This window comes from Sphingobium sp. PAMC28499, assembly GCF_004795815.1.
Classification (GTDB): Bacteria; Pseudomonadota; Alphaproteobacteria; order Sphingomonadales; family Sphingomonadaceae; genus Sphingobium; species Sphingobium yanoikuyae.
Genome location: NZ_CP039248.1, coordinates 225989 through 238758 on the forward strand (window position 1 = coordinate 225989; position 12770 = coordinate 238758).

Annotated in this window: 12 protein-coding genes; 8 read left to right on the forward strand and 4 right to left on the reverse strand. The window is 66.6% G+C overall.

Annotated features, from left to right (window positions below; all coding sequences use genetic code 11):
* Nucleotides 1-18: 18 nt before the first annotated feature.
* From E5554_RS01145 to E5554_RS01155, 3 genes are all read right to left on the reverse strand, one after another.
* On the reverse strand, nucleotides 19-897 hold the full coding sequence (locus E5554_RS01145; RefSeq protein ID WP_004208866.1) for a UTP--glucose-1-phosphate uridylyltransferase: 879 nt from the start codon (nucleotides 895-897) through the stop codon (nucleotides 19-21).
* An 89-nt stretch (nucleotides 898-986) separates the two neighbouring features.
* Entirely contained in the window at nucleotides 987-1466 is a 480-nt protein-coding gene (locus tag E5554_RS01150) for a hypothetical protein (protein ID WP_048938125.1), read from the reverse strand.
* Nucleotides 1467-1624: 158 nt separating this feature from the next.
* Nucleotides 1625-1798: a DUF1674 domain-containing protein gene (locus E5554_RS01155; RefSeq protein ID WP_010338697.1), complete on the reverse strand. Its 174-nt coding sequence runs from the start codon at nucleotides 1796-1798 to the stop codon at nucleotides 1625-1627.
* Between the two features lie 87 nt (nucleotides 1799-1885).
* Between E5554_RS01155 and htpX the strand changes: the two genes are divergently transcribed.
* The 7 genes from htpX (at nucleotide 1886) to E5554_RS01190 (ending at nucleotide 8986) form a co-directional block, all read left to right on the forward strand.
* Nucleotides 1886-2851 (forward strand): zinc metalloprotease HtpX, encoded by a 966-nt coding sequence (gene htpX / locus E5554_RS01160; protein WP_210729789.1) that lies wholly within the window; start codon nucleotides 1886-1888, stop codon nucleotides 2849-2851.
* A complete protein-coding gene (locus E5554_RS01165; protein WP_125988584.1) occupies nucleotides 2851-3168 on the forward strand; it encodes a hypothetical protein in 318 nt (105 codons plus the stop codon). Before htpX ends, E5554_RS01165 begins: the two co-directional genes overlap by 1 nt.
* Before the next feature lie 37 nt (nucleotides 3169-3205).
* Complete coding sequence (locus tag E5554_RS01170) at nucleotides 3206-4516, forward strand: transcription antitermination factor NusB (RefSeq protein ID WP_136185707.1); 1311 nt, start codon at nucleotides 3206-3208, stop codon at nucleotides 4514-4516.
* Nucleotides 4517-4567: 51 nt separating this feature from the next.
* On the forward strand, nucleotides 4568-5053 hold the full coding sequence (locus E5554_RS01175) for a diguanylate cyclase (protein WP_136185708.1): 486 nt from the start codon (nucleotides 4568-4570) through the stop codon (nucleotides 5051-5053).
* Nucleotides 5054-5125: 72 nt separating this feature from the next.
* Entirely contained in the window at nucleotides 5126-5788 is a 663-nt protein-coding gene (rpe, locus tag E5554_RS01180) for a ribulose-phosphate 3-epimerase (protein ID WP_017501091.1), read from the forward strand.
* Complete coding sequence (locus E5554_RS01185) at nucleotides 5785-7551, forward strand: heparinase II/III family protein (RefSeq protein ID WP_136185709.1); 1767 nt, start codon at nucleotides 5785-5787, stop codon at nucleotides 7549-7551. Before rpe ends, E5554_RS01185 begins: the two co-directional genes overlap by 4 nt.
* 232 nt (nucleotides 7552-7783) lie before the next feature.
* On the forward strand, nucleotides 7784-8986 hold the full coding sequence (locus tag E5554_RS01190) for a glycosyltransferase family 87 protein (protein ID WP_136185710.1): 1203 nt from the start codon (nucleotides 7784-7786) through the stop codon (nucleotides 8984-8986).
* On the opposite strand, the gene E5554_RS01195 is transcribed toward E5554_RS01190, so the two are convergent.
* Nucleotides 8959-10905, reverse strand: coding sequence for a S9 family peptidase (locus tag E5554_RS01195; protein WP_136185711.1), 1947 nt, complete (start codon nucleotides 10903-10905; stop codon nucleotides 8959-8961). The two genes, E5554_RS01190 and E5554_RS01195, sit on opposite strands and share 28 nt — an antisense overlap.
* A gap of 159 nt (nucleotides 10906-11064) precedes the next feature.
* Between E5554_RS01195 and purH the strand changes: the two genes are divergently transcribed.
* Complete coding sequence (purH, locus tag E5554_RS01200; RefSeq protein ID WP_136185712.1) at nucleotides 11065-12657, forward strand: bifunctional phosphoribosylaminoimidazolecarboxamide formyltransferase/IMP cyclohydrolase; 1593 nt, start codon at nucleotides 11065-11067, stop codon at nucleotides 12655-12657.
* The last annotated feature ends 113 nt before the right edge of the window (nucleotides 12658-12770 follow it).

Here is a 12770-nt window from a genome sequence, read left to right on the forward strand (position 1 = left end):
ACCCCTGCAGATCGAAGCTTAGTTGGCCAGTTCGGCCTTCGCGAAGTCGCGGATATGGGCGCCGATATCCTCGCGCTCCAGCGCCAGGGCGAGGTTCGCCTCGATATAGCCGGCCTTGGAGCCGCAGTCGAAACGGCGACCGTCGAAGGTGACACCGTGGAAGGGCTGCTTGCCGATCAGCGAGGCCATGGCATCGGTCAGCTGAATCTCGCCACCCGCGCCCTTTTCCTGGGTTTCCAGGATCGTCATGACGTCGGGCTGCAGGATATAGCGGCCGGGCAGGATGAGGTTGGAGGGGGCGGTGCCGAGCTTGGGCTTTTCCACCAGACCCTTCACTTCGGTCAGGGCACCGTCGCGCGCGCCCGGATCGATCACGCCATAGCTGGGCGTCTGGTCCATCGGGATTTCGAGCGCGCAGACCAGATTGCCGCCGACCTTTTCATAGGCCTCGACCATCTGCTTCATGCAGCCATTGCCGGGCGCCCCCTTCATGAACTCGTCGGGCAGGATGATGGCGAAGGGCTCGTCGCCGACGATGTCACGGGCACACCAGATGGCGTGGCCCAGGCCCAGCGGCTCCTGCTGACGCAGGAACACCGCGTCGCCGGGCGCCAGGCGCGTCCCTTCGAGCGCCGAAAGATCCTTGCCGCGCTCGCGCTGGGTGATCTCGCATTCGAAGGCGATGTCGAAATAATCCTCGATCGCGCCCTTGCCGCGTCCGGTGACGAAGATCATCTGCTCGATCCCGGCCTCGCGCGCTTCATCCACGGCATATTGGATCAGCGGACGGTCGACCACGGGCAGCAATTCCTTGGGCACCGACTTGGTCGCGGGCAGAAAGCGCGTGCCAAGACCGGCAACAGGAAAGACGGCTTTGCGAATCGGCTTGTTCGACATGGGACTCCGTTCTCGATGGATACCGGTCCGCTGGGGATCGCGAACCGGGAGGAAAAGGTCAAGTGGTGCGACTACTTGTCTTTTATCTGTCAGATATTCAGCAGACGCTGCGCCACTTGTTCAAGCGCAGCGATTTCTTCGTCCAAATGTTCCAGACTGACATGCTGAGCATTATTACGTAGGTCGCGGCAGAGAAAGCCGTCGGGCGCCGGTTGCTGAAAGCCGCCGATGATCAAGGAGCGAAACCGGTCGATACGCTGGAGATCGCGTTCGACCTCTGCAATCTCGGTCAATGCGGCCGCATTGCGACGATCCCGCATCGCGACGGTGGTGCGCAACTCGGTCATCAGCTTCGTCATGGTCGGCCGCGTGCGGGCGCCCACGGTACGCACGTCGCCCATGGTTTCCCGCAATTCGGCCAGCCGCGCCTCCAGACTGTGCTCCAACATCGTCCAGGCACAAACCAATCGTCCGATGCCGCACAATAATGCCGCATCTTCCGGCGCATAGGCCGCAACCGGCTTCGTCACCTTGTCGTCCTGCGCCAATTCCGCGCTCACGCCCCGCATACTCCTCATGCCCCTGAATCTGCGCAGACCCGGCCGGAAAGGCCAGAGCATGGGGTCGCGCTCGCCCGCTAGCCGGGCACGGGCCAGCGGAATATGTGCTGAAACGTCGGCAAGCCGAACAAGTTGCGTTCAGCCGTGGCCGATCGGAAGTCGCCAAATCAGAAATCTATGGCGATGCCCTTGCGCTCCCAGTCGCCATAGCGGACCGGGCTGAGTTCCTCGTCCAGCACCGGCTGCTGGTCGACCGGATCGGGCTGGGGCACGGGCGGGCTCTTGGAGAGATGCTCGGGGGCCTTCACATGCGCCGGGCGCTTGCCGTTGAAATGTCCCATGTCGGGCCTTTCGATTGCGGAGCGCGCGCGGCAACCCCATATTCAGTAGAAGGCCCGCTATCTGGGCCGCAAAGGAGCGATGTGCAAGTGAGTGGTTTTCGCACGGTGATGCTGTTGTCGGCGCTGACGGCGCTGTTCATGGCGCTGGGTTATACGCTGGGCGGCAGCGGCGGCGCGGTGATCGCCCTGCTGGTGGCGGCGGGGATGAACCTGTTCACCTTCTGGAATGCCGACAAGATCGTGCTGTCCATGCACAATGCGCGCGAGGTGGATGCCCGGAGCGCGCCCGAATTTTACGGCCTGGTCCAGGCGCTGAGCCAGCGCGCCGGCCTGCCGATGCCGCGCGTCTATGTGATCGACCAGGATGCGCCCAACGCCTTTGCCACCGGCCGCAATCCTGAAAATGCCGCCGTCGCGGCGACCACCGGCCTGCTCAACATGCTGACCCGCGATGAGGTGGCCGGCGTGATGGCGCATGAACTGGGCCATGTGAAGAATCGCGATACCCTCATCATGACGATGGTGGCGACCATTGCCGGTGCCATTTCGATGCTGGCCAATTTCGGCCTCTTCTTCCGCGGCGGCAATGAGGAGAATGGCCATAGCAACATGATCGCGACCTTGCTGGCGGTGATCGTCGCCCCCTTTGCCGCGATGATCGTGCAGATGGCGATCAGCCGCACCCGCGAATATGGCGCCGACCAGGCCGGGGCGGAGATCAGCGGCAATCCGCGCGCGCTCGCCTCCGCCCTCGCCAAGATTTCCGGCCGGGCCGAGCTGATCCCCAACCCGGTGGCCGAGCGCAATCCCGCCGCCGCGCAGCTCTATATCGTGCCGGTGCATGTGAGCGAGTTGTTCTCGACCCATCCGGCGACCGAGAAGCGCATCGCCGCGCTGGAGGAGATCGCGCAGGATATGGGGCAGAAGGACGGCCCGCCGCCCATGACCATGCCGTCGCAGACTTTGACGCGCGCATCGGCCCTGTCTCCGGTGGCGCCGCCGGTGGCATCGCCCAAGCCGCGCCGCAGCGCCCTTGACCCGCACGGGCGCTGATGCCGGTCGACGAGATTGGCGAGATCGCCTTCCGCGCCGCCGGGTTCGTGGCGCGCGAGGCGGCTGGCCTGGTTGTCGATATTGCCGTCGACTATATCTTTTCCCGCCACACGCCGCGCCTGTTCCACGCGATCGGCCGGCGGACGATCGCGATCGCCACGCTGGGCCGCAAACGCATCCCTTCTTCCTTGCGGGTCGTACCGAAGGGGATGGTGCCGCGCCCGCGCCGGTCGGACTGGTTGGCGCTGTGGGTCGGCGTCGCGACCAGCATCGCCCTGGTTGCGGCAGTGATCTACACGGCCATCTGCTTCGTTTGAAGATGACCCCAAGGGCAAAAGCGCGTAGGGGCCTTTGATGTCCCGTCGTCCTAACGCCCGTTCCGGTGCCCCGCGCGCCGATGATGTCCCCGGCCTGCCCGCGCGCCGCGCGGCCCTGAAGCTGCTGGACGCCGTCTTGCGTCGGGGCGATCCGCTGGAAATCGCGCTGCATGGCGCGACCCAGGGGCTGGCCGACCGGGCCGACCGCGCACTGGTCCATGCCATCGTCGCCGAGACGTTGCGCCATTTGCCCGATCTCGACGCGCTGATCGACGGCGCGACCAAGCAGCCCCTGCCCGACGATGCCAAGGCGCGCATGGTGCTGCGCATCGCGCTCATCCAGGTGCTGGCGCTGGGCACCGCGCCCCATGCGGCGATCGCTACCGCGCTGCCGCTGGTCGATGGCGGGCCGCGCAAGCTGGTCCATGGCGTGTTCGGCACCGTGACCCGCGCCGAGCCGAGCCTGCCCGTGCCGCCCACCCTGCCCGCCGACGTCGCCGAACGCTGGACCGGGCAATGGGGCGAGGCGATGCCGCTGGCCGCCGCCCATGCCTATGCCGTGCGCCCGCCGGTCGATGTCAGCCTGCGCGATCCGGCCGAGACCGGCAAATGGGTCGAGGCGCTGGGCGGCACCAGCTTTGCGCCCGGCCATGTCCGCCTGCCCGAGGGGGCGGTCGTGCCCGACCTGCCCGGTTTTGCCGAGGGCGCCTGGTGGGTGCAGGATATCGCAGCCTCCTGCCCGGCCCGATTGCTGGGCACGGGCGAAGGCCGGACCGTGCTGGACCTGTGCGCCGCGCCGGGCGGCAAGACGATGCAACTGGCAGCGGCCGGATGGGCCGTGATCGCGGTCGACCAGTCGAAGAAAAGGCTGGAGCGCCTGAGCGAAAATCTGGTGCGCACCGGCCTGTCGGCCGATGTCGTGCAGGCGGATCTGCGCCAATGGGCGCCCGAGGCGCCGGTCGATGCGCTGCTGCTCGACGCGCCCTGCACCGCCACCGGCATCTATCGCCGTCATCCTGACGTTTTGCACCGCATCGGCCCGCGCCAGATCGCGGAACTGGCCGACCTGCAGGGCGAACTACTGGCCCGCGTCGCCGATTGGGTGAAGCCGGGCGGGACGATCCTCTATGCCACCTGCTCGCTGGAACAGGCCGAAGGCGAGGCGCAGATGGCCCGTTTCCTGGCGGTGCGCCCCGATTTTCAGGTCCGGCCAGTGCAGGCAGGCGAACTGCCCACAGGCATGGCGCCCAGCGCCGACGGCTGGCTGCGCACCCTGCCCGACACGCTGGCGGAGCAGGGCGGCACCGACGGCTTTTTCGTTGCAAGGATCGTGCGCATCGGGAACTAAGGCTTAACCATGAGGGGCTTAAGGTGACGCCCTTCGCTGGAAAGGCCCGCCTTGCGTCCGACCGAACCCCTGCCCCTGCATCATAGCTGGCCGCTCTACGACCTGCGCGACCATCTTGCGCCGGTGGTGCTGGACCAGGATATTGCGGGGAATGAGGCGGCGCTGGCGGACCGGGGGCTGGGCCTGTGGCATTGCAATCTGGCCGACAACAGCATCAGCTGGACCCAGGGCGTCTATGACATATTCGGGCTGGAGCCGGGCAGCATCGTGCCCCGGCCATTGTCGGTGTCGCTCTATGCCCATGACAGCCGCGAGGCGATGGAGCGGCTGCGCGCCTATGCCATCCGCCACCAGCGGGGCTTCACCCTGGACGTCGACATTCGCCGCCCGGACGGCAGCGATTGCGCGATGCGGCTGATCGCCGCGCCGGTACTGCTGGACGGCGAAACGGTGGCGCTGCACGGGGTCAAGCAATGGCTGCCGAAGGATGCCGGCGCGCCGGTCCGACTGGAACCCACGACCTTCTTCATCCCCTGACGCGACTCATCGCCGCGCCGCGCAAATCATGCGTTGCCCTCGCCCCAAGGGAGGGCTAATGCGGGCGGTCAAATGACCCATCCCATTCTCATCTCTCCGTCCATCCTGTCCGCCGATTTCGCACGGCTGGGCGAGGAAGTCCGCGCCATCGACGAAGCCGGTTGCGACTGGATCCATATCGACGTGATGGACGGCCATTTCGTGCCCAACATCACCATCGGCCCGGCCGTGGTGAAGGCGCTGCGCCCGCACACCAAGAAGCCGTTCGACGTGCATCTGATGATCTCGCCGGTGGACCAGTATCTCGACGCCTTCGCCCAGGCCGGCGCCGACATCATCACCGTCCATCCCGAGGCCGGCCCTCACATCCACCGCACCGTGCAGCATATCAAGTCGCTGGGCGTGAAGGCGGGCGTGGTGCTGAACCCCGGCACCCCGGCCAAGATGCTGGACTATCTGATCGACGATATCGACCTGATCCTGGTGATGAGCGTCAATCCCGGTTTCGGCGGCCAGAGCTTCATCGAAAATCAGCTGCGCAAGATCGAGGCGTGCCGCAAGATGATCGAGAAGAGCGGGCGTGACATCCGCCTGCAGGTCGATGGCGGCATCGACATCAACACCGCGCCCAAGGCGATCGCGGCGGGCGCCGACGTACTGGTCGCCGGCACCGCGACCTTCCGTGGCGGCCCGGCCGCCTATGCCGACAATATCAGGACGCTGCGGGGCGGGTGACGAACCAGCGGCGCCAGTCCTCCCCTGTCGCGGTCGAGGCCGGTCATGAACCGGCCGACGACGGCATCGAACAGGGCAAGCGGCTCATCCGCGTCGCGGATGACAAGGGCCTGTCGCTGGCCGAGCGGATCGCCAATCATTTCTATCGGCTGAGCTGGAAGACGCCGCTGCACAGCCGGCGGCTGAAGGGCAAATATCCGCTCAAGCTGCTGGCAGTGCCGGACGATGTCGTGCCCGGCGACCCGCGCGCCGGCCAGGCGATCCGTGCCGGCTATTTCCTGTTCCGGGGCCAGAAGCTGGCGATCGACACGGTCGATTTCGGCAAATTGGCGGTCGGCCCGGCCTTCACCGACTATCTGCACAGTTTCCGCTGGCTGCGCGACCTGTCGACAGCGGCGACGCGCGAACAGGGCGCGCCGGTGGCCGAAGCGCTGATGCGCAAATGGCTGGCGGCCCATGCCGAAACGCCGAGCGACCCGGCCTGGCGCGCCGACAATGCGGCCTGGCGGCTGCTGTTCTGGACTGCCCATGCGCCGCTGATCCTGTCGTCGAGCGACCTGGTCTATCGGTCGCTGGTGCTCAACTGCATCGCCCGCACCGCGCGCCATCTGGACCAGAGCGCGGACAAGGCCGCGCCGGGCCTGCCGCGCCTGGTCGCCTGGGGCGGGATCGTCGCGGCGTCGATGCTGATGCCCGGCGGCAATCCGCGCAAGCTGTTCGGCGAAGCGGGCCTGAAGCGCGCGATCGACAGCGCCTTCCATGCCGATGGCGGCATTATTTCCCGGTCGCCGCTGGCGCAGCTGGAAGGCGTGATGCTGCTGGCAATGGTGGTCGCGGTCTATGAGGTGCGGCGCGAACAGGTGCCCGGCTTCCTGATCGACGGGCTGAGCCGCGCGGTGCCGGCCTTGCTGGGCCTGACCCATGGCGATGGGGGGCTGGGCAACTGGCAGGGTGCGGGCGCGATCGACCCCGACATGGTCGAGGCGCTGGTGCAGGCAAGCCGGGTGCGGACCCGGCCGCTGCGCCAGGCGCGCGACTGGGGCTATCAGCGGATCAGCGCCGGCAATACGGTGGTGCAGATCGATGCGGCGCCGCCGCCGGTCGCGCGCCTGGCCGCCGCCGGCTGCGCCTCCACCGGCGCGATCGAGATCAGCGACGGACGGCTGCGGCTGGTCATCAATTGCGGCGGCGCGGCGCTGGAAGGCGCCTATATCCCGCGTGATCTGGCCCAGGCGCTGCGCTCCACCGCGGCGCACAGCACATTGGTGCTGGACGACAGCAATTCGACCGCGCTGATGCCCGACGGCACGCTAGGCAAGGGCGTGACCGAGGTCGAGCTGAACCGGCAGGAGCTGGACAATGGCAGCCGCGTGGAACTGAGCCATGACGGCTATGTCCGCCGCATGGGCTATGTCCACCGCCGGCTGCTGATGATGAGCGGCGATGGCAAGGAAGTGCGCGGCGAGGATATGCTGACCCCGGCGACGCGCGGCAAGAAGCCGGTCAAGCGGCCGGTGCAGCTGCGCTTCCATCTGGCGCCCGGCGTGGAACCGACCCTAACCGCCGACAGCCAGGGCGCGTTGCTGCGGATCGAACTGGGCGCGCTGTGGCAGTTCCGGACCGGGGCCGGCGTGCTGAGCGTCGAGGATAGCCTGTGGGTCGATGGCGACGGCCGCCCCCACCCCACAAGGCAGTTGGTGGTCACGAGCGAAGCACTGCCGGGCGGCTCCAGTATCGGCTGGCTGTTCAAGCGGGTCGGCTGACCCGCATCGCATTGGCCATCACGCGGGCGCTATTGTTCAGCCGGCTATCGATGTCCGTTTTTTCCTATGAACGGCCCGGACAAGGGCGCATGCAAGAGGGGCGACCCGAGGCCCGTTTGCTACCAATCAACGACCTCGCTCTCAGGCCCGGCCACTTTCAGCGGCCGGGCCGCTAGCGCCCCCCCTAGTCGCGCCTAATCCGATCTTCATTCTTTCATCCTAGGCAGTCCGCATGATGGCGGGGCTTTACGACCGGATGGGATCGATCCCGACCGCGCAGTTGCGACGGATTGCGTATATATGGTGCGTGGTCGCGGGCGTGCTGTTCCTGACCTACCTCGCCCGACAGCTGCGCCAGGGCATGACCGATGGCGCCGGCCATCCCTTTGGCGAGGATTTCCTGAATTTCTGGTCCGGCGCGCATCTGGCGGTGACGGGACAGGCCGGCATCATTTACGATCTGGCCGCTTTCCATGCGTTCGAGACCGGGATCGCCGGCGCGCCAATCGACCTTTATCATTACAGCTATCCGCCGGTGATGTGGCTGATCTCCGCCCCGTTCGGCCTGATGCCCTATCCGCTGGCCTGGGCCGCCTGGCAATTGCTGGGATGGGGCGCCTTCGCGTTGGCGGTGCGGCGACTGGCGGTTTGGCAACTGGCGCCGGCGCAGTGGCTGCTGGTCGCGCTGGCGGTGCCGGCGGTGTTCATCAATGCGATGGGCGGTCAGAATGGCTGCTGGACGGCGGCCATAATCGGCTGGGGCCTGATCCTGCTGCGCGAGCGGCCGGCGGTGGCGGGCATGATCCTGGCGCTGTTCGTGGTAAAGCCGCAACTGGGCTGGCTTATCCCGCTCGCCCTGCTGGCCGGGCGGCAATATCGGGCGCTGGCCGCGTTCATCGGCACGGCGCTGGCGCTGATCCTCATCACCCTGCCGCTGTTCGGGATCGATGCCTGGATCGCCTATGTGCAACAGGGCAGCCTGCTCAAGAGCGTGATCCTGGAACATGGCGACGGCACCTGGCACCGGATGTTGTCCATCTTCGTGCTCGTCCGGCATGTCGGCGCACAGATCCCGCTGGCCTATGCCGCCCAGGCGATCGCCAGCCTGACGGTCGCCCTGCTGGTGCTGCAGGTCTGGCACCGCGAGGGGCCGACGGTACGGGCCAAGGCGCTGCTGGTGCTGGGCGTGTTGGCAGGGTCGCTCTATGTCAGCGATTATGATTGCGTGATGGCGCTGCTCGCCGTGCTATGGTTGTGGCCACAGGCGACGGCAGGGCTGCGCGGGCGGATGGCGCTGTTGCTGGCGATGCCCTTGTTCGCCGCACCGCTGGCACTGATGAGCGGCGTCGCGCTGGGCGCTCTGGCCTTGTGGCCGGCGCTGCTGGGCGCCGGCCTGCAGCGCGCGCCCTATCTGGCGGACGACGGCTTCAGATAAGTATCGAACCAGGCGACGGTGCGGGTCAGCGAATCGAGCTGATTCTCCTTCTTCTGGAAGCCATGGCCCTCGGCCGGGTAGAAGATCGTCTCCACCACATTGCCCTTCGCCTTGAGGATGTCATGCACCTCCTGCGCCTGGCCGCGCGGCACGCGGATGTCATTTTCGCCCTGGATGGTAAGCAGGGGCGCCTTGGCCGCGCGGATATAGGTGAGCGGCGAGGCGGCGTCATAGGCCTGGGGATCGCTTTCGGGCGTGCCCAGCAGGCTACGCTGATAAGCCTTCAACTCCTCATCCTGGTCGCGATACATGGTGCGCCAGTTGATGATGCCGAACCATTGGACGGCGGCGGCGAACTCGTCGGGCGCCCGGCCGATCGCCATCAGGGTCATGAAACCGCCATAGCTGCCGCCGAAGATGCCGACCCGCTTGGCATCGACATAGCCGCTATCGACCAGGAAATGCTTGGCCGCGACCGTGTCCTTGAGGTCGGCGCCGCCCAGATCCTTGACGTTGCCGTCCTGGAACGCCTTGCCATAGCCGGTCGAGCCGCGGAAATTGGGCTGGATCACGACATAGCCGCGGCTGGCGAAGGCGGTGGCGTAGCGGCTGTAGCCGTCCTGCGCCTGACCGGTGGGGCCGCCATGGGGCAGAACGATGGCGGGGTTGCTGCCGTTGCGCTTGATATTGGCGGGCATGGTCACGATCGCGCTGATCAGCGTACCGTCGAAGCTCTTATAGGTGACGACATCCGACTTGGGCAGCGCAGCGGGCTGGAGGCTGGCAATGGCGAGCTGGGTCGCCGGGCGCGCAGTGCCGGCCGCGAGGTCATAGAGATAGAGATTGGCCGGCGAGTCGGCGCCCGAATGATTGAGCATCAGCATGGCGCCGTCGGGCGAGCGCGGCTCGCTGCCGACCAGATAATTGACGCCCGGCGGGATGGCGAGCGGGGTTTCGGCGCCGCTCGCCAGGTCGAAGCGATAGAGGCTACTGCGCGCGTCGGCGTTGATACGGAAGATGAGCGCCCTGCCGTCGCGGGTGAAGCTGGCCGGCACCTGTTCCCAGGGCGTGGAATTGAGCCAGCGCCATTTGCCGGTGGCGGCTTCAAGCAGGCCGCCATGAATCTGGCCGCTGCCTTCATCGGTGGAGACGGCGATCCATTGGCCGTCGGCGGTCGCATCGGTCGCGGCATAGACGGTGTCGGCCTTGCCGAGCAATTTCGCCGCCTTGCCGCTGGCGACGTCGATGCGCCAGATTTCGCTGACCTTGGAATCGATCCGCATGCGGTTGGCGATCAGCGCCTTGCCATCCGCGATCCAGGCGACCGGTGACCAGCTGAACTGCGGGTCGGCCTCCTGCGTCAGGTCGCGCACCCTGCCCGCCCCGTCCATCACCGCGACATTGGACTGGCCCTGGGTCTTGAGCTTGGTGACGAGTGCGACCAGGCCGCCGCTGGGGCCGACCAGCAGGTCGCTTTCGCGCCGGTCGGGTGTGTTGGTGAGATTCTCGACCGCGCCGCCGCCCACCGGCACGCGATAGATGTCGCTATATTCGTTGCCGCCGACATCCTGCTGGAACAGCAGGTAGCGCCCGTCGGCCGAGGCGGCGAGCCCGGTCTGGGCATCGTCAGACTGGGTCAGCTGCACCGGCCAGCTGCCGGCGGTGTCGGTGCGCCAGATATTGGTGCGCCCGGTGAGGTTGGTGGCGACGAAAATCTGTTTGCCGTCGGCGCTCCACGCCGCGCTCGACAGGCTGCGCGAGGCGCCGATATCGGCGAGCGGCACGGCGCGGGCGTGGGGATTGACCGGCGAGGTCAGGCTTTTGGGATCGGTAACTGCCCGTTCCGGCGTCGGAATTTGCGCCAGCGTCGGGAAGGCAACGAGCAAGGGCAAGGCGGTGGCGGCGAGCAGATAGCGCATGTCAGATCCCCCAACTGTTATGCAATCACAATACAGTAGCGGCAAAAGCCCGCAAGATCGGGAAATTCCCTGCGCGTGAGGACTGTATTTTTGCGCCGCGCGCGACTAGAGGGCTGCGGCAAGCCTGAAGCGGCATCCCGAACAGCAGGAAGCATCCCCATGACCACCGACGTCACCATCAAGCGCGCCCTCCTTTCCGTATCGGACAAGACCGGCCTCATCGAACTGGGCCAGGCACTGGGCCAGCATGGCGTCGAACTGGTGTCGACCGGCGGCACTGCCAAGGCGCTGCGCGAGGCGGGCCTGGCCGTGAAGGATATTTCCGAGCTGACCGGCTTCCCCGAGATGATGGACGGCCGCGTCAAGACGCTGCACCCCAAGGTCCATGGCGGCCTGCTGGCCGTGCGCAACAATGCCGAGCATGTCGCGTCGATGGACGAGCATGAAATCGGCGCGATCGACCTGGTGGTCGTCAACCTCTATCCCTTCGCCGCGACCGTCGCCAAGGGCGCCGACCGCGACGAGATCATCGAGAATATCGACATCGGTGGCCCGTCGATGGTCCGTTCGGCCGCGAAGAATCATGAGAGCGTCGCGATCGTCACCGATCCGGCCGACTATGCCCGCCTGATCGCCGAAATGGCCGAGAAGGGCGGCGCCACCAGCTATGATTTCCGCCGGATGCTGGCGGCCAAGGCCTATGCCGCCACCGCCGCCTATGATTCGATGATCGCCAGCTGGTTCGCCTTCGCCGACCAGGGCGTCGCCTTCCCCGAGAGCCTGTCGCTGTCGAGCAAGCTCAGCACCACGCTGCGCTATGGCGAAAACCCGCACCAGTCGGCGGCGCTCTACCTGCCCAATGGCCCGACCGCGAACGGCATCGCCCAGGCCAGGCAGATCCAGGGCAAGGAACTGAGCTACAATAATTATAACGACGCCGACGCGGCGCTGGAGCTGGTCAGCGAATTCCGCGACGGCCCGCCGACCGTCGTCATCGTGAAGCATGCCAATCCGTGCGGCGTCGCCACCGGCGAGACGCTGATCGAAGCCTATGAAGCGGCGCTCGCCTGTGACAGCGTGTCGGCATTTGGCGGCATCATCGCCGTCAACCGCCCGCTCGACGGCCCGACCGCCGAGGCAATCAGCGGCATCTTCACCGAAGTCGTCGCCGCGCCCGACGCCGATGACGAAGCCAAGGCGATCTTTGCCAAGAAGAAGAATCTGCGCCTGCTGCTGACCGGCGAACTGCCCGATCCGGCCCGCCCCGGCCTGATGGTCAAGAGCATTGCCGGCGGCCTGCTGGTCCAGAGCCGCGACAATGGCAAGGTTGACCTGGACGCGCTGAAGGTCGTGACCAAGCGCGCGCCGAGCGAGCAGGAGTTGAAGGACTGCCTGTTCGCCTGGACCGTGGCCAAGCATGTGAAGTCGAACGCGATCATCTATGCCAAGGGCGGCAGCACCGCCGGCGTCGGCGCGGGCCAGATGAACCGCCTGGAATCGGCCCGCATCGCCGCCTGGAAGGCGAAGGATGCCGCCGAGAAGGCCGGCTGGAGCGAACCGCGTACCATCGGTTCGGCGGTCGCCTCCGACGCCTTCTTCCCCTTCGCTGACGGCCTGCTGGCGGCAGTGGAAGCCGGCGCGACGGCGGTGATCCAGCCGGGCGGCTCGATCCGTGACGAGGAAGTCATTGCCGCAGCAGACGAAGCGGGCCTGGCGATGGTCTTCACCGGCATGCGCCACTTCCGCCATTAAGGCTTGTTTCCCAACGCGCTAGATGGTGCGTCGGGACAATATCGCGATCAGGTTTATGCGGGTGCGAAACGATCCTGTTCGCACCCGCAAAATCGCAGAAAACTGCCATTTTT